This window comes from Halopseudomonas aestusnigri (genome assembly GCF_002197985.1).
GTDB classification, from domain to species: Bacteria; Pseudomonadota; Gammaproteobacteria; order Pseudomonadales; family Pseudomonadaceae; genus Halopseudomonas; species Halopseudomonas aestusnigri.
On the sequence record NZ_NBYK01000012.1, the window covers coordinates 64,483 to 80,757 of the forward strand.

Consider the following 16,275-nt stretch of genomic DNA (forward strand, 5'->3'; position numbering starts at 1 on the left):
GCTCAGCCCACCTTCGAGAGTTTCAGCAGACGCTTGAGGTCATCAAGCAGGTCTTTGCCGGGCTGACCGGCACTGTGATGCAGCACCACACGGCCGAGTGGGTCGACCAGCCAGAGCTGCGGGCCGATCAGCCAGCTGTCTGGCTGGGTCTGCAGGCTGCGAAGATAGGCATTGCTGTCGAAGCGTGTACGCTGCAGGCGCGGAAATTCGGTTTCCAGCCGGGCCAGTTCATCGTCGCGCAGGGCGACCGGCGAGGCCAGGACATGCTCGACGCGGTCCGCTTCGCGGCCGACAGCCACATTGATCTGCCGGGCTTCGTGGATCAGCGCCATACATTCGCGTTCGCAGGCGCCGGTGTGGGTAACCAGCAGCCGCCAGGGTGCTCCATAGCCGATTGGCTCCAGCGCCAGTTGCCAGTCGCTGACCTGAATGGCCGGCTCGACCAGGGCGGATTTGTTTGAATGTGCCTGCGGCACACCGATGCCGAAGTGCGCCATCAGCGCGGCGATCAGAATGGGTACGACCACGACACCGATGACGGCGAGCAGCTTTAGCTGGCCGCGTGGGCGTTGCCGGGTCCGGTCAGGCTCGGTCAGGCTCATCATTATTATTCCCCCGATGGTCGGGCCGGAAACCGGCCCAGATAAACAAAGCAATCAGCGCCGCAGCGAGGCTGAACCACTGGACGGCATACCCGGTATGTCGGCTTGCGCTCATCGGCAGCGCTGGCCAGTCGAGTTGCAGTGCTGCCGCTGAACCCGCCCCAGTCAAACGGACGCTCCAGTCCTGCAGTGCAATGCCGGACTGCAGGCGTAAGGCTGCCAGGTCAAGCTGAGCTACCACGCAGTTGGCAGTGCCAGCCTCGCAGCGCCGGCTGCCCGGGCGCCAGCCGGTGCCGCTGTCTGGCAGTTTCTCTGCCAGCAGCTGCAGTTCTCCCGACGGCGTCTCGATCTGCGGCGCCTGACGGCGGTCCGGCCAGGGCAGCCAGCCGCGGTTAACCAGCAACCATTGGCCACTGGTGTCCTGAAAGGCCTGCAACACTTCTACTCCGGCTCGGCCGTCGCGGGTGCGATTGTCGAGCAGCCATATGTGCCGAGCCTCCAGCTGCCCGCGCAGAATCAGCGGTTGCCAGTCAGACGGCTGCGTTTGCGCGAACGCAGAGAGTGGCATCGCCGGGGTTTGATGCAGTGCGTCAATCGACGCCTGCATCTGCTGCTTTTCCGCCGCGCGCTGTAGCTGCCAGGTGCCAAGCGCGAGCAGTACCGGCAGCAGAGTCAGCGTGAACACCCACAGCGGCCAGCCAGGCGCAAAGCGGTGGCTGCGCGCGACTCGTTCAGCAAGCAGCATGGTGCGCCCTCGCTATACTTGAGCCCAACATAACAACAAGAAGGGGACGCCCATGTGGCTCAAACTGACCATTGTGATGCTGCTGGCGCTGATTGTGATCAGCCTGTTCAGCGGGCTGTTTTTTCTGATGAAGGACACGGATGGTCGCGGGCGGCTGGTAACCGCCCTGAGCGTACGCATCAGCCTGACGATCCTGCTGATGGGCCTGATCGCCTGGGGCTTCTGGTCCGGCAACCTGGTCTGGAATACGCCCTGGCTGCATTGAAAACGCCCCCGGCCGCATGGGTTAGAAAATGTAGACGAAGATGAACAGGCCGACCCAGACCACATCAACGAAGTGCCAGTACCAGCTGGCCGCTTCGAAGCCAAAGTGCTGTTGCGGCGTGAAGTGACCCTTGGTGATGCGGATCAGCATGATCGCCAAAATAAGCGTACCCATGGTCACGTGAGCGCCGTGGAAGCCGGTCAGCATGAAGAAGGTGGCACCGTAGATGCCGGAGTTCAGGGTCAGCCCAAGGTCGTGGTAGGCGTGCTGGTATTCCAGCGCCTGCAGAATCAGAAACACGGTGCCCAGTGCCACGGTCAGGCCAAGCCAGGCCTTGGTGGCGCCCCGCTTGTCGGCTCTCAGCGCATGGTGAGCGAAGGTGACGGTGACACTGGAAGAAATCAGCAGGATGGTGTTGATCAGTGGCAGCTGCCAGGCGCTGATCACCTCTTTAGGGCCGGGGAAGGCTCCGGGATCAGGGTTGACCATCAGCGGCCATTGATAGACGAACTCGGGCCAGAGCATGTTGGTCACGCCCTTGTCGCCCTCACCACCGAGCCACGGTCCGGCGAAGGTACGCACATAAAAGAGTGCGCCGAAGAACGCGGCGAAGAACATCACCTCGGAAAAGATGAACCAGCCCATGCCCATACGGAAGGAACGGTCCATCTGCGGACTGTAGAGCCCCTCGCGGCTTTCCTTCACCACGTTGCTGAACCAGCCGAACATCATGTAGGCGATCATCAATGCACCGGCAAAGAAGATCCATCTGCCGAGGCTGCTGCCGGCGCCGGCGGCATCGCCATTCATCATGCTGCCGGCGCCAAACACCGTCAGCAGCAGGGCGACCGAGGCAATGATCGGCCATTTGCTTTGGGCCGGAACGTAATAGGTTTCGTGATTGGCCATCTGTTGTTCTCCTTATCCGGCAATCATGTTCAGTGAGCCTGGGCTGACGCGTTCGCCAGCTTGTCAGGCATCCGCTCCGATACATCAAACAGGGTGTAGGCCAACGTCAGGTGTTTCACATCGGTCGGCAGTGCCGGGTCGACAATGAAACGCACCGGCATCTCCACGCTCTCCCCTGGTTGCAACACCTGCTGGGTAAAACAGAAGCATTCGGTCTTGTGAAAGAAAGCGGCGGCCTTGGCTGGCGAGACGCTGGGAATGGCTTGCGCCACCATCGGCCGGTCAGTCGGGTTGTGGGCATAAAACAGCATCTCGCGGGTTTCGCCTGGATGCAGACTGAGTTGCTCTGCGTCCGGGTTGAAGTCCCATGCCATGCCCTGCGCCCGGGTAGCGACGAACTGCACCCGCAGGGTGCGGCTCTCGTCGATGTGCTCGACGTCCTGCCGATAGGCTGTGCCGCTGGTCTTGCCATTGATGCCCAGGGCATCGCACATCACGTCATACAGCGGCACCATCAGAAAACCGAAGGCAAACATGCCGATCACGGTCAGAACCAGACGCGTTACTACCGGTTTGTTGGATTGCTGCTCGCTCATGGCCAGCGCCTCCGGTCATTTCACCTCGGGGGGGGTGGTGAAGGTGTGATAGGGCGCCGGCGACGGCACCGTCCACTCCAACCCTTCTGCACCTTCCCAGGGGTTGGCCGCCGCCTTCGTTCCGCCCTTGATGCATTTGATGACGATGAACAGGAACAGCAGCTGGGTCACCCCGAACATGAAGGCGCCAACCGAGGAGATCATGTTGAAGTTGGCGAACATCACGTTGTAGTCGGGAATACGCCGCGGCATGCCAGCCAGCCCGACAAAATGCATCGGGAAGAACGCCAGGTTCATGCCGATGAAGCTCATCCAGAAATGGGTCTTGGCCAGTGTTTCGTCGTACATGTGGCCGGTCCACTTGGGCAGCCAGTAGTAAGCCGAGGCGAAGATGCCGAAGATGGCGCCGGGCACCAGCACATAGTGGAAGTGCGCGACCACAAAGTAGGTATCGTGATATTGGAAGTCGGCCGGTGCAATGGCCAGCATCAGACCGGAGAACCCGCCGATGGTAAACAGGATGACAAAGGCCACGGCGAACAGCATCGGCGCTTCGAAGGTCAGCGCCCCCCGGAACATGGTGCTGACCCAGTTGAATACCTTCACCCCGGTGGGCACCGCGATCAGCATGGTCGCGTACATGAAGAACAGCTCCCCGGTAATCGGGATGCCGACGGTAAACATGTGGTGCGCCCAGACGATGAACGACAGGAAGGCGATGGCCGCGGTGGCGTAGACCATGGAGGTGTAGCCAAACAGCGGCTTGCGGCTGAAGGCCGGAATGATCTGGCTGACCGCACCGAACGCCGGCAGGATCATGATGTAGACCTCGGGGTGACCGAAGAACCAGAAAATGTGCTGGAACATCACCGGATCACCGCCGCCGGCGGCATTGAAGAAACTGGTGCCGAAATGGATGTCCATCAGCATCATGGTTACCACGCCGGCCAGCACCGGCATGACGGCGATCAGCAGAAAGGCGGTAATCAGCCAGGTCCAGACGAACAGCGGCATCTTCATCAGCGTCATGCCGGGTGCGCGCAGGTTGAGGATGGTGGCGATGATGTTGATCGCGCCCATGATCGAGCTGATGCCCGCCAGGTGAATGGCGAAGATGAAGAAGGTGACGCTGGGCGGCGCATAGGTCGTCGACAGCGGTGCATAGAAGGTCCAGCCGAAGTTCGGGCCGCCTCCCTCCATGAACAGTGTCGAGACCAGCAGCCCGAAGGCCATCGGCAGCAGCCAGAAGCTGAAGTTGTTCATTCGTGGCAGCGCCATGTCCGGCGCGCCGATCATCAGCGGAATCATCCAGTTGGCCAGGCCGACAAAGGCCGGCATGACTGCACCGAACACCATGATCAGGCCGTGGGTGGTGGTCATCTGGTTGAAGTACTCGGGCTGCACCAGCTGCAGGCCCGGCTGGAACAGTTCGGCACGAATGACCATGGCCATCGAGCCGCCGAGCAGGAACATGGCGAAGCTGAACCACAGGTACATCGAGCCGATGTCCTTGTGGTTGGTCGTCAGCACCCAGCGCATCAGGCCCTTGGCCGGACCGTGGGCATGGTCGTGGTGATGGGTATCGATCACAGCACTCATGGCAGGTCTCCTATTGGGCTTGTTTGGCGTTCAGCACGTCAACGGGGGCAAGCATCTCGCCGGTGTCATTGCCCCAGGCGTTCCGCTCGAAGGTGATGACAGCAGCGATGTCGACTTCAGACAGCTGCTTGCCGAATGCCGCCATGGCGGTGCCAGGTTTGCCGTGGAGCACGATATCGAGGTGGGCAGCCATGTCCTGGGTCACGATCGGGCTGCCCTTGAGCGCCGGGAACATTGGTGGCAGACCCTCACCGTTGGGCTGGTGACAGGAGGCGCAGGCGGTGGAGTAGACCTTCTCGCCACGCTCGACCAGTTCGTCGAGGGTCCAGGTCTTGTCACGCAGCTCGGCTTCCTTCGCCGCCGCCTCTTTCTGTTCAGCCAGCCAGGTGTCGTATTCATCCTGCGGCAGCACCTGCACCACGACCGGCATGAAGCCGTGATCCTTGCCGCACAGTTCGGTGCATTGGCCGCGGTAGATGCCGGGTTCTTCAACCCGGGTCCAGGCCTCGTTGATAAAGCCGGGGATGGCGTCCTTCTTGACCGCAAAATCCGGTACCCACCAGGAGTGAATGACGTCGGAGGCGGTGACCAGGAAGCGGACCTTTTTGCCGACCGGAATAACCAGCGGGTTGTCGACCTCCAGCAGGTAGTCCGGGCTCTTGGCGCTGACGTTGGTGATTTCGTCGCGCGGCGTGGTCAGGGTGCTGAAAAAGCTGACCCCTTCGCCGACGTACTGGTATTGCCAGCGCCATTGATAGCCGGTGACCAGAATGTCGACGTCGGCTTCATCGGCGTCGTAGATATCGATCAGGGTTTTGGTGGCCGGAACCGCCATGACAATGAGGATGACCAGCGGGATGACGGTCCAGAGGATTTCGACGCCGACGTGCTCGTGGAAGGTCGCCGGCTTGCTGTCATTCGATTTGCGGTGCATCAGCATCGACCAGAACATCACACCGAATACCACGACGCCGATGACGACGCAGATCCAGAAGATGGTCATGTGCAGATCGAACACGGACTGGCTGACGTCGGTGACGCCACGGCGCATGTTGATGCCCCACTCGGCGTTGGCCGACAAGCCAAGCGCGCACAGGAACAGGCCAACAGGCCAGGTGATTGCTGCTCGCAACATTCCCGGTTCCCCTTTTATTGTTGTTATCACTTCCGGTGCACGGAATGAGGGGTATCTGGAGCAGGTACAACACTGCGCAGATACCCGAAACCGCAGGATGCGCAGCGCGAAGATCGCGATGAATCACCCCCGGTCGGAACTCCCCCACAGGCTACCGACACAATCGAGTATAGACAGGGGTTTCGGCTTGGCAATGTTGCGTCTCACTGACAGCGAGCCGCGATAGTTGGAACGCGGGGAGGGTGTCCGCCCTGAGGTTGCTGTTATTACAATCGGGTCTAATGGCTCCTGATGAGTCACTTTGACGGAATGGGGTGCCTCTGCTAGCTTTTCTCGAAATGAGAATGATATCAATGTGCTGTTGGCCGCTTGCAGCATTCAGCCGTCGTTGTGGAGCGTGAAACATGAATATAACCGGCCTGAAACGCCGTATTGCCGATGCCATGGCGCAACCCGACTCGGTCGGGGCGATGCAGCGTTGGCTTGATTCCCGTCTGCCGGCCCTGCACCCATCGATCCGGGTGGAGAATAATCAGGTCGACACCCTGTACCGCTTTGTCCGGGCCTATATCGAGCAGGTGCCGGACGTGCTGGAAGCGGCAGCTGCAGTAGCGCAGGCAGCGCACTTGCGCGAGCGCATGCTGCCGGTGCTGAAGGTGGCGGAAGCCTTTGTCCTGCAGCCACCGGATTTGCCGAGTGAGCACAAGGGGTTGATCACCCTGCTGGACGAAGCCTACCTCGCCCATCGACTGGTCGAGGAGGTCAACGATCGTTACGTCGTCAACGGCATTGCGCCGCTGATTCCGATGGATACCACGCGGGCCAACCTGATTGTGCACCAACTGATGGGCGAGGGGTTTGCCAACCAGCTGGATACGGCGGTGGAAACAGCGGTGGCTGGCCTGCTGCCGGAGGATCTGTTTCAGTCGGAGCCGTTCAGGGCCTATCAGGCCAGTCAGGACCCGGCGCAGGTGCGCCGGTTATGGGCACAATGGCCCTGCATGTCCCGTCAGCTGGGGGTCGAGATTGAGTTGCGCGGCGCGGCTTGAACAGCAGCCGGCCCGTATTACGAGCCGGCTGCCCGGTCAGTCCTTCTTTTTCAAGCGCGGGTTGGGGAAGAACTGCACCGTCTGACTGCTCGGCTTCTTTGGTACCTTGCGTGCCTCGTTGACCCGGGTGGTCAGCTCTTTGGGTACCGAGTTGCCGCGGGCATCCAGCGTGTCGGCATAGCCGCACTCCACGCATTCGCGGTGCGGTACGCCATCTTCCTCGTACATCTTGATGGTATCCATCGCGCTGCACGCCGGGCAGACCGCGCCGGCGATGAAGCGCTTGATCGGTTGCTGGTTCATGCGGCTTCTCCGGTCAGGCCCGAGTGGCGCAGCAGCGGATCGATTGACGGCTCACGACCACGGAAGGCGACGAACAGCGCCATCGGCGCTTCGCTGCCGCCACGGGCAAGAATGTTGTCGCGGAAGGCGCGGCCGGTCTCGGCGTTCAGCACCCCTTCCTCCTCGAAGCGCGAAAAGGCATCTGCCGACAGCACTTCTGCCCACTTGTAGCTGTAGTAACCAGCTGCATAGCCACCGGCAAAGATATGGCTGAAGCCATTCTGGAAGCGGTTGAACGACGGTACCCTGATGACCGCAATCTCATCGCGAACCTGATCCAGTACCTGCTGCACGCTCAGCTCGGGGTGCTTGCGCACATGCAACTCAAAGTCGAACAGCGAGAACTCGATCTGACGCAGCATGCCGAGGCCGGACTGGAAGTTCTTGGCCGCCAGCATCTTGTCCAGCAGGTCCTGCGGCAACGGCTCGCCGGTTTCATAGTGGCTGGAGATCAGCGCCAGGCCTTCCTGCTCCCAGCACCAGTTTTCCATGAACTGGCTCGGCAGCTCGACCGCATCCCAGGCCACGCCATTGATGCCGCTGGCAGAGGCGTAGTTCACCCGAGTCAGCAAATGGTGCAGGCCGTGGCCGAACTCGTGGAACAGGGTGGTGACTTCGTCGTGGGTCAGCAATGCCGGCTTGCCGCCGACCGCCGGAGTGAAGTTGCAGACCAGATAGGCGATGGGGCGCTGCAGTGCGCCGTCGGGCAACAGGCGCCGGTCACGGCAGCCATCCATCCAGGCGCCGCCGCGCTTGTTGGCGCGGGCATACAGATCAAGGAAGAAGCGGCCGATGACTTCGCCCTGCTCGATCACCTCGAACAGGCGCGCGTCCTTGTGCCAGCGCTCGAACTCGGCGACTTCGCGCAGTTCGATGCCATACAGTTTCTGGACGATGGCGAACATGCCGTTGATCACGGTATCGATCGGGAAGTAGGGACGCAGCATTTCCTGGGAAATGGCGTAACGCTGCTGGCGCAGCTGTTCGCTGTAGAAGCCAACATCCCAGGGCTGCAGGTCGTCGCAGCCCTGTTCTGCGGCAAAAGCCTTCAGGGCGGCCAGGTCCTGTTTCGCGAACGGCTTGCTGCGCTCACCCAGATCACGCAGGAAGCCGAGCACCTGATCGGTGCTTTCGGCCATCTTGGTCGCCAGTGACAGCTCTGCATAGTTGGCAAAACCCAGCAGCTCGGCCAGCTCCTGACGTAATACGAGAATCTCGTCGATCACCGGGCCATTGTCGAACTGGCCGGCGTTGGGGCCTTGATCGGAGGCGCGGGTACAGAAGGCGGTATAGACCTCCTGACGCAGGGCGCGGTCGGTGGCGTAGGTCATCACCGGGAAGTAGCTGGGGAACTCCAGGGTAATGAGCCAGCCGTCCAGCTCGCGGGCTTCGGCGGCCTGTTTGGCCTGCGCCAGCGCGGACTCGGGCAGGCCGTCCAGCTGGGCCGCGTCGGTGATGTGCTTGGTCCAGGCCTGGGTGGCGTCGAGCACCTGATTGGAGAAGGTGCTCTGCAACTCGGACAGACGCATCTGCAGCTCGCCGTAGCGCTTCTGCTGCTCCGGCGGCAGGGCGATGCCGGACAGCTTGAAGTCGCGCAGGGCGTGTTCAAGGATGGTCTGCTGGGCCTTGTCCAGCGTGGCGAACTCGTCGCTGGAGGCGAGCTGCTGGTAGGCTTCAAACAGCGCCTGATTCTGGCCCATCTCGGTGTAGTACTGGCTCAGCAGCGGCAGGCAGCTTTCATAGGCTTCACGCAGCTCGGGGCTGTTCATGACCGCATTGAGATGGCTGACCGGCGACCAGGCACGGCCAAGGCGTTCGCCCATGTCATCCTGCGGCTCGATCAGGTTGGCCCAGGTCCATTGCGCTGGAGGGTTGGCCAGCAGGGCATCGAGCTGTGCGCGGTTGTCAGCCAGAATCTGCTCTATGGCCGGTTTGACGTGCTCGGCACGGATCTCGGCAAAGGGCGGCAGATCGTAGGGTTGCAGCAGCGGATTGGGCATGGCGGGTATCCTGATTCGATCGATGACTTACAATGCGCCCATGGTAATCAACTCCGGCGCGCTTGGCATCGTGACTTCGTTAGAAGTTCTCAATGACGGCGATAGCCGCAAAATTCAAGGGTGATGCGATGAACGTACGTGGCTTCAGGGACTGGCAGCCGGTGCTGGGTGACCGGGTGTTTGTTGATCCGTCGGCGGTGGTATTGGGCGACGTGCACCTCGGTGACGATTGCTCGGTCTGGCCCGGCGCGATCATTCGTGGCGACATGCACAGCATTCGCATTGGTGCGCGTACCAGCGTGCAGGATGGCAGTGTGCTGCACATCACCCACGCGGGGCCGTTCAACCCGGATGGTTATCCGCTGAGCATCGGCGATGACGTGACCATTGGCCACAAGGTGCTGCTGCATGGCTGCAGCATCGGCAGCCGGGTACTGGTCGGCATGGGCAGCATTGTCATGGATGGCGCGGTGGTCGAAGACGAGGTGATCATCGGTGCCGGCTCTCTGGTGCCGGCCAAGCGCACACTGGAAAGTGGTTATCTGTATATGGGCAGCCCGGCCAAACAGGTGCGCCCGTTGACCGATAAGGAACGTGAGTTCTTCACCTACTCGGCGGCCAACTACGTACGGCTGAAGGATCAGCACCTGCTGGAAAACTGGGCCTCCAGCTGAGGCGGGCTTCGCTATACTGCATCGCTACGGACAGTCATCGGACAGGAAAGCCATTGGATTCGGAGCACGGAATACATCGACGGGCGGCAGCCGGGCTGGAAGATTCTGCCCGGCGCTCATTGCTGCGTCTTATCTTCGCCTGCACTGGTGTCGTACTCTGCGGCTTTGCGCTGCTGCAGTTTGGCAATGACAATACCGGGCTGGCAACGCTGGAAATCATCGTTGGCCTGTTCCTGCTGTGGTCGGCCCGCACAGTCATGCGGGTCCGCTGGCTGACGCCCTGGATCTACGGCTACCTGTTGCCTACCTTCTGCTTTCAGCTCTATATCATGCTGATGCCCGAGGCGTCGGTTACCGCGTTTGTCTGGGTGTATATGGTGCCGGTGCTCGCCTATCTGCTGCTGGGGCGCCGTGCCGGATTGCTGCTGTCGATCCCGTTCATGGTCGCGGCCCTGCTGCTTTATCTGTGGCGCTATGCCGACCCGGAATCGGCTGCCGGGCTGATTGATATCGGCAACGCTGTAATCTGCGGCCTGATGATTCTGCTGTTCGTGCACTTTTACGAGGGCCGGCGCGCGGTGGCGCAGCAATCGCTGCAGCGCATGGCGGAAATGGATGGATTGACCGGTGTATTCAATCGCGCCCGTTTTCATCAGTTGCTTGCCCAGTGCATCGAGCAGAGTCAGCGCAGCAGCGACGAGTTTGCCCTGGTGCTGCTGGATGTCGATCATTTCAAGCAGGTCAATGACAGCTGGGGCCACGAAGCGGGCGACCGTGCCCTGCAGCACTTGTGCCGGGTGCTGGGGCAGCGCCTGCGCGGCACCGATGTGATCGGGCGGTTGGGTGGCGAGGAGTTCGGGTTGTTGTTGCGCAATACCGACGCGGTGGCTGCCGAACAACTGGTGCAGACGCTGTGCCAGCAGCTTGAGCGTTCGCCGCTGGTCTGGCAGGGCCAGGCGCTGCCGATTACGGCTACTTTCGGGGTGGCCTGCTGGCCCCGGGACGCACGTGATGCTGGCGGTCTGTACCGCTGCGCCGATCAGCGTCTCTACCGCGGCAAGGCCTACGGTCGCAATCGGGTGATCAGTTCCGGCGGAGCACTGTCGGTCAGCGATATTGCCTGACGCCGTTTCGGCCAGAGGATTGGCAGACAATCAGGTCTGTGAATAGTAGGCCTGCCGGGGCTGGTAGCGGCCCCGGTTCGTTTATGATCCGGGGGTTCGCGGAGGTTTCCGCCCATTCACTCATTCATGCAAGAGGCATCACATGTCTGCTCATATCAACCGCAAGATCGTGCTCAACAAGCGCCCGCAGGGCGAAATTCAGGATGGTGATCTGGTTCTGAAGGAAGAACCTGTTCGTGAGCTCAAGGATGGTGAGGTTCTGATCAAGACCCTGTGGCTGTCGCTTGACCCCTACATGCGTCCGCGCATGAACGACAGCAAGGGCTACATGGACCCGATTGAAATCGGCGCGCCGATTGTCGGCGAAAGCGTTGGCCGCGTTGTCGAGTCCAAGTCTGAAAACTATGCAGTGGGTGACGTTGTGACTGTCTACTCCGGCTGGCAGGAGTACTGCATCATTCCGGGCAACGCCCCTATGGTTTACAAGATCAAGGATCAGGGCGTGCCGCTGCAGGCTTACCTGGGTGTGGCCGGTATGCCGGGCCGCACCGGTTACTGCGGTCTGATGTATGTGGGTAAGCCCAAGGCTGGCGAAACCGTCGTGGTTGCCGCTGCGTCCGGTCCGGTCGGTACCGTGGTTGGCCAGACCGCCAAGCAGGAAGGCTGCCGTGTTGTCGGCATCGCCGGTGGCCCCGAGAAGTGCCGCTATGTCGTGGAAGAACTCGGTTTCGACGCCTGCATCGACTACAAGGCCGGTAACCTGGATGCGGATTTGGCCGCAGCCTGTCCGAACGGCATCGACGTGTATTTCGAGAACGTCGGTGGCGAGGTAGCCAAGGCGGTAGCCAAGCTGATCAACCCGGGTGCCCGCGTGCCGATCTGTGGTTATGTATCGGCCTATAACGCCGAAGACCAGAGCAAGGTCGAAACCCCGTTCCATATCTTTGGTGCGCTTGATCCCAAGCCGGAACACCGCTTCTTCCTGGTCACCGAATGGCAGGACAAGCATCAGGAAATCACTGCGCTGCTGGCTGGTCAGGTCGCATCGGGTGCGCTGAAGTACAGCGAGACCGTTGCCGAGGGTCTGGAGAACGCGGTTGAGGCGTTCAAGGGCATGCTCAAGGGCAAGAACTTCGGCAAGCAGCTGGTTCATATTGCCGACTGATGTTGTCGTAACTATCTCGGGCGCTGCTGCGCCCGGGATAGTGCACTTCTCCTCTCCTGCACACCCTTCCGGGTTGTGCATATTCGCCTTTCTGGCGACGACTTTCTGACCAAATCGACGATTTTTGGTACAGAACCTGCAAGGCTCTGCACTATCCTGAGCCGCATGGCGCGAAACTGGTCGGCCGCTGCACCAGTGGGGTGCATGACCTGAGCAGTTGCGCTATCAAAGTGCCAGTTACCAAATGGAACAGGTATCTCCCATGCCCATCCCGATGCTCGATGTTCTGTGGTTGGTTTTGTGTGCCGGACTGGTATTCAACATGCAGATCGGCTTTCTCTGTCTGGAGTCGGGGCTGACTCGCAGCAAAAATGCCATCAACGTTGCGGTCAAGAACATGGCTGACCTGAGCGTTGCCATTTTTTGCTACTGGCTGTTCGGTTTCGGTTTGATGTTCGGGGCCACTGCCGGCGGCTGGTATGGCGAGGGCTTCTCCATGCTGCCCTTTGCCGATACCTGGCATTCGGCGTTCTTTCTGTTCCAGGCGATGTTCTGTACCACGGCAGCGACCATCGTGTCGGGTGCCGCTGCCGAGCGCATGCGTTTTGCGTCCTATCTGCTGGTGACATTGATCATTGCCGGCTTCATTTACCCGCTGTTTGGTCACTGGGCCTGGGGCGGCGTCTTTGCCGATGGCCTTGGCTGGCTGGCCGAACGCGGCTTTGTCGATTTTGCCGGTTCTACCGTGGTGCACGGGGTAGGCGGCTGGGTGGCGCTGGCGGTAATTCTGATTCTGGGCCCGCGCCAGGGGCGTTTTGAGCAGGACCGGGACGGGCGCAGCATGCCCGGATCGAACCTGCCGCTGGCGATGCTGGGCGCGTTGATGCTGATGTTTGGCTGGTTCGGCTTCAACGGCGGCAGCACGCTGAGTTTTGATGGCCGGGTGCCGGGCATCATCGCCAACACGGTATTGGCCGCCATTGCCGGAACCCTGGGCGGCATGGTGATGTCCTGGCTGCGCTGGCGACTGGTCGATCCGGTCTACCCGCTCAACGGCATGATTGCCGGTATGGTTGCGGTAACCGCCGGCGCGCATGTTGTCGATGCGTCGGCTGCGTTCTTTATCGGCCTGATCGGTGCGGTCGTGATGTATATGGCGGACCGGTTGCTGCTTCGGTTTCAGATTGATGATGCGGTCGGTGCCGTGCCGGTGCACCTGGCCAGCGGTATCTGGGGCACGCTGGCGGTGGCGCTGTTCGCCGATCTGGGTGCGCTGGGCACCGGGCTGACCCGTAGCCAGCAGTTTATTGCCCAGCTGGAAGGGGTGCTGGTTGCCGGGGTGTGGGCCTTCGGGTTGACCTGGCTGCTGTTGCGCGCGGTCAATCGCTTCTGGCCGATGCGGGTAACGCCGGACGATGAGCTGGCTGGCCTGAACGTATCCGAGCATGGCGCCCGTACCGAACTGATCGAGCTGCTCGAAGCAATGGCCGCCCATCAGCGCGATGGCCGGTTTGAGCGGGATGTGCCGGTCGAACCCTTTACCGAGGTGGGCCAGATCGCGGCGCAGTACAACAAGGTCATTCACGCCCTGCGCCGCGCCGTGGGCGTGACCCAAAGCATCATCCGTGACATTCGCGACGGCGTGGTTACCTGTAACCGGGACGGCATCCTTGCGACCTGCAACCCCGGAGCCGAGCGCCTGTTCGGGCTGCCCGCCGGTGCCCTGATCGGCCAGCCGATGGCGCGTCTGGTGGCGGAGCGTGACTGGTCTGGCCTGCCCTTGCCGGAAGCCGGCAGCGAGATCAAGCAGGAGGTGCTGTTCAGTCGCAACGACCATGATCAGTTTGTTGCCGAGTTGACGGTCAGCAGCGGGTCACTGGAGGACGACCTGTATACGTGCATGATCCGTGATATCACCGAGCGTCGGCGTATCGAGCAACAGCTGTTTCAGGAGAAGATGCTGGCGCAGGTGACCCTGGCCTCGATCGGCGACGGTGTGATTACCACCGGTCCGGATGCGCGCGTGCGCTACCTCAACCCGATAGCGGAACAGCTGACTGGCTGGCGCGAGGCTGATGCGGCAGGAAAACCGCTGGATGAGGTGTATTGCCTGTTCGAGGAAAGCACCGGAGAAAAACTGCTCAATCCGGTCAGTGCCATGTTGCGGCGTTACCGGCAGGCACTGAGCCGCCCGGCCGGCAGTATGAACCAGCTGCGCCGGCGTGATGGCAGCGAAGTGACGGTGCAGGATGCGGTGGCGCCGATCCGCGATGCCGAAGGGCACATCATTGGCGCTGTGCTGACCTTTCGCGATGTGACTGTCAACCGCCGGCTGGCGCTCGAGCTGTCTCATCAGGCAGCCCATGACACCCTGACCGGCCTGGTCAACCGCAAGGAGTTCGAGCGTCGGGTGGCCCAGGCGCTGCAGCGCGGGCCGGGCGCGCGCGTCGATCAGGTGCTGTGCTATATGGATCTCGATCAGTTCAAGATCGTCAATGATACCTGTGGTCACGCGGCCGGAGACGAGCTGTTGCGGCAACTGGCCAAGCTGTTCCAGTCGCACATTCGCAGTTCAGACGTGCTGGCGCGCCTCGGTGGCGACGAGTTTGGCTTGCTGCTCAGTGGTTGCACGCTGGAAGAGGCCATTCCGGTGGTTGATGGCATCCGTGCGTTGGTCGAAGAGTACCGGTTCAGCTGGGAAGGGAAGACGTTTGCGGTCGGGGTCAGTATCGGCCTGGTCCAGATCGAAGAGCAGGTGGCCAGTCTCGATGTGCTGCTCAGCGCCGCAGACAGCGCCTGTTATGCGGCCAAGGACGCCGGTCGCAACCGTATTCACCTGTATCAGGCCGATGATGCGCAGATGCAGGAGCGGCGCGGTGAGATGCAATGGGTCAATCGCTTGCGTCAGGCACTGGATGCCGATCTGCTGCGGCTCTACGTGCAGCCCATTTACGCTATCAGCGAGCGCGAGACCCAGCCTGGCTATGAGGTGCTGGTGAGAATGCTTGGTGAGGATGGTCGTATCATCCCGCCGGGAGCGTTCATGCCGGCTGCCGAGCGCTATGATCTGGCGTCGGCCATCGACCGTTGGGTGGTGGGCAACTTTCTGGCCTGGCTCGGGGATTACAGCCGACGGCATGGCGTTGCACTGGGCAGCTACTCGATCAACCTGTCGGCGGCGTCGATTGGTGAGGAGAGTTTTCTCGACTTCGTGTTGGCGGCGATCGAACGTCACGGCGTGCCAGCCCAATTGATCTGCTTCGAGATTACCGAGACCAGTGCCATTGCCAATCTGAACAAGGCCATCGTCTTTATGCAGCGGCTAAAGGATATCGGCTGTCAGTTTGCGCTGGATGACTTTGGCTCGGGACTGTCGTCGTTCGCGTATCTCAAGTCGCTGCCGGTGGATTTTCTGAAGATCGACGGGGTGTTCGTCAAGGACATCGTGGCGGATCCGATTGCCCGGGCGATGGTCGCGTCGATCAATACCATCGGCCACGAAATGGGCCTGCAGACGGTTGCCGAGTTTGTCGAAACCGAGGCCATTCTGGACCAGCTGCGCGAGCTGGGGGTGGACTATGCCCAGGGTTATTTCCTCGGGCACCCGCAACCCTTGAGCGAGCTGGATGGCGTGCGGATGATGCCGCGCTAGCGACCGGCAGGAGGCTGCGGTTCGGCGCGTGTCCATAACCAGAGCGCAACGCAACAGAGAAATGGCGGCAGGCTCCAGCGCAGCCAGTCGGGGGCGGGCAGCAGCCAGATCATGACTACGCTGCTGAGCATCAGCAGACTTGCGGCCCATTTCGCCTGCCGCGGAACAGCGCGGCGCGTACGCCAGTCACGAATCAGCGGGCCGTAATGCGGGTGCAGCAGCAGGCGGGCCTCCAGCTCCGGCCAGCCGCGTGCCGAGGCCCAGGCGGCGACCAGCAGAAAGGGGGTGGTGGGCAAACCGGGAACCACGACACCGATGGCGCCGAGGGCGACGCACAGTGATGCCAGTGAGCGCCAGAACCAGATCATGGGCTGGCCGGTTGGGAACAGATGAAGTAGGGCATGGCTGTCGATCCGCA

The 16,275-nt window shown here is 61.4% G+C and carries 15 protein-coding genes; 6 read left to right on the top strand and 9 right to left on the bottom strand.

Translation table 11 applies throughout. From position 1 onward, the window contains the following. Positions 1-2: 2 nt before the first annotated feature. Positions 3-605, bottom strand: a complete 603-nt coding sequence (locus B7O88_RS14600) for a hypothetical protein (RefSeq protein WP_140418588.1) — start codon at positions 603-605, stop codon at positions 3-5. Next, a complete protein-coding gene (locus B7O88_RS14605) occupies positions 583-1,347 on the bottom strand; it encodes an SURF1 family protein (protein ID WP_088276948.1) in 765 nt (254 codons plus the stop codon). Before B7O88_RS14605 ends, B7O88_RS14600 begins: the two co-directional genes overlap by 23 nt. A 52-nt stretch (positions 1,348-1,399) precedes the next feature. Here B7O88_RS14605 and B7O88_RS14610 point away from each other — a divergent pair, with 52 nt between their 5' ends. Next, positions 1,400-1,612: a DUF2909 domain-containing protein gene (locus B7O88_RS14610; RefSeq protein WP_088276950.1), complete on the top strand. Its 213-nt coding sequence runs from the start codon at positions 1,400-1,402 to the stop codon at positions 1,610-1,612. A gap of 21 nt (positions 1,613-1,633) precedes the next feature. Here the strand turns inward: B7O88_RS14610 and B7O88_RS14615 are convergent, their stop codons facing one another. From B7O88_RS14615 to coxB, 4 genes are read right to left on the bottom strand one after another with little or no spacing between them, the layout of a single operon-like run. Then, positions 1,634-2,521: a cytochrome c oxidase subunit 3 gene (locus B7O88_RS14615; protein WP_088276952.1), complete on the bottom strand. Its 888-nt coding sequence runs from the start codon at positions 2,519-2,521 to the stop codon at positions 1,634-1,636. 29 nt (positions 2,522-2,550) lie between these two features. Continuing rightward, entirely contained in the window at positions 2,551-3,117 is a 567-nt protein-coding gene (locus B7O88_RS14620) for a cytochrome c oxidase assembly protein (protein ID WP_088276954.1), read from the bottom strand. Between the two features lie 15 nt (positions 3,118-3,132). After that, the gene (ctaD, locus tag B7O88_RS14625; protein WP_088276956.1) at positions 3,133-4,716 is read right to left on the bottom strand and encodes a cytochrome c oxidase subunit I; all 1,584 of its coding nucleotides are present in this window, start codon (positions 4,714-4,716) and stop codon (positions 3,133-3,135) included. A 10-nt stretch (positions 4,717-4,726) separates the two neighbouring features. Beyond that, on the bottom strand, positions 4,727-5,851 hold the full coding sequence (gene coxB / locus B7O88_RS14630) for a cytochrome c oxidase subunit II (protein WP_088276958.1): 1,125 nt from the start codon (positions 5,849-5,851) through the stop codon (positions 4,727-4,729). A 404-nt stretch (positions 5,852-6,255) separates the two neighbouring features. On the opposite strand from coxB, the gene B7O88_RS14635 reads away from it, so the two are divergent. Then, positions 6,256-6,900, top strand: a complete 645-nt coding sequence (locus B7O88_RS14635; RefSeq protein ID WP_088276960.1) for a hypothetical protein — start codon at positions 6,256-6,258, stop codon at positions 6,898-6,900. Between the two features lie 36 nt (positions 6,901-6,936). Here the strand turns inward: B7O88_RS14635 and B7O88_RS14640 are convergent, their stop codons facing one another. Together B7O88_RS14640 and prlC are read right to left on the bottom strand one after the other, a co-directional pair. Beyond that, positions 6,937-7,203: a YheV family putative zinc ribbon protein gene (locus B7O88_RS14640; RefSeq protein ID WP_088276962.1), complete on the bottom strand. Its 267-nt coding sequence runs from the start codon at positions 7,201-7,203 to the stop codon at positions 6,937-6,939. Then, positions 7,200-9,242: an oligopeptidase A gene (gene prlC, locus B7O88_RS14645; protein WP_088276964.1), complete on the bottom strand. Its 2,043-nt coding sequence runs from the start codon at positions 9,240-9,242 to the stop codon at positions 7,200-7,202. Before prlC ends, B7O88_RS14640 begins: the two co-directional genes overlap by 4 nt. A 128-nt stretch (positions 9,243-9,370) precedes the next feature. Between prlC and B7O88_RS14650 the strand changes: the two genes are divergently transcribed. From B7O88_RS14650 to amt, 4 genes are all read left to right on the top strand, one after another. After that, complete coding sequence (locus B7O88_RS14650) at positions 9,371-9,916, top strand: gamma carbonic anhydrase family protein (protein ID WP_088276966.1); 546 nt, start codon at positions 9,371-9,373, stop codon at positions 9,914-9,916. A 53-nt stretch (positions 9,917-9,969) separates the two neighbouring features. Beyond that, a complete protein-coding gene (locus B7O88_RS14655; RefSeq protein WP_088276968.1) occupies positions 9,970-11,040 on the top strand; it encodes a GGDEF domain-containing protein in 1,071 nt (356 codons plus the stop codon). Positions 11,041-11,182: 142 nt separating this feature from the next. Continuing rightward, positions 11,183-12,205: an NADP-dependent oxidoreductase gene (locus B7O88_RS14660; RefSeq protein WP_088276970.1), complete on the top strand. Its 1,023-nt coding sequence runs from the start codon at positions 11,183-11,185 to the stop codon at positions 12,203-12,205. Between the two features lie 262 nt (positions 12,206-12,467). Continuing rightward, positions 12,468-15,857 (top strand): ammonium transporter, encoded by a 3,390-nt coding sequence (amt, locus tag B7O88_RS14665; RefSeq protein WP_088276972.1) that lies wholly within the window; start codon positions 12,468-12,470, stop codon positions 15,855-15,857. Here amt and B7O88_RS14670 read toward each other — a convergent pair. After that, complete coding sequence (locus B7O88_RS14670; RefSeq protein ID WP_088276974.1) at positions 15,854-16,225, bottom strand: YbaN family protein; 372 nt, start codon at positions 16,223-16,225, stop codon at positions 15,854-15,856. The genes amt and B7O88_RS14670 overlap by 4 nt on opposite strands. Positions 16,226-16,275 lie beyond the last annotated feature (50 nt).

Coding starts and splice junctions, on each gene's coding strand:
- ctaD (WP_088276956.1), bottom strand. CDS start 4,716: ATGAGTGCTGTGATCGATACCCATCACCACGACCATGCCCACGGTCCG.
- B7O88_RS14620 (WP_088276954.1), bottom strand. CDS start 3,117: ATGAGCGAGCAGCAATCCAACAAACCGGTAGTAACGCGTCTGGTTCTG.
- B7O88_RS14660 (WP_088276970.1), top strand. CDS start 11,183: ATGTCTGCTCATATCAACCGCAAGATCGTGCTCAACAAGCGCCCGCAG.
- B7O88_RS14615 (WP_088276952.1), bottom strand. CDS start 2,521: ATGGCCAATCACGAAACCTATTACGTTCCGGCCCAAAGCAAATGGCCG.
- B7O88_RS14640 (WP_088276962.1), bottom strand. CDS start 7,203: ATGAACCAGCAACCGATCAAGCGCTTCATCGCCGGCGCGGTCTGCCCG.
- B7O88_RS14600 (WP_140418588.1), bottom strand. CDS start 605: ATGATGAGCCTGACCGAGCCTGACCGGACCCGGCAACGCCCACGCGGC.
- B7O88_RS14605 (WP_088276948.1), bottom strand. CDS start 1,347: ATGCTGCTTGCTGAACGAGTCGCGCGCAGCCACCGCTTTGCGCCTGGC.
- amt (WP_088276972.1), top strand. CDS start 12,468: ATGCCCATCCCGATGCTCGATGTTCTGTGGTTGGTTTTGTGTGCCGGA.
- B7O88_RS14650 (WP_088276966.1), top strand. CDS start 9,371: ATGAACGTACGTGGCTTCAGGGACTGGCAGCCGGTGCTGGGTGACCGG.
- B7O88_RS14670 (WP_088276974.1), bottom strand. CDS start 16,225: ATGATCTGGTTCTGGCGCTCACTGGCATCACTGTGCGTCGCCCTCGGC.
- prlC (WP_088276964.1), bottom strand. CDS start 9,242: ATGCCCAATCCGCTGCTGCAACCCTACGATCTGCCGCCCTTTGCCGAG.
- B7O88_RS14610 (WP_088276950.1), top strand. CDS start 1,400: ATGTGGCTCAAACTGACCATTGTGATGCTGCTGGCGCTGATTGTGATC.
- coxB (WP_088276958.1), bottom strand. CDS start 5,851: ATGTTGCGAGCAGCAATCACCTGGCCTGTTGGCCTGTTCCTGTGCGCG.
- B7O88_RS14635 (WP_088276960.1), top strand. CDS start 6,256: ATGAATATAACCGGCCTGAAACGCCGTATTGCCGATGCCATGGCGCAA.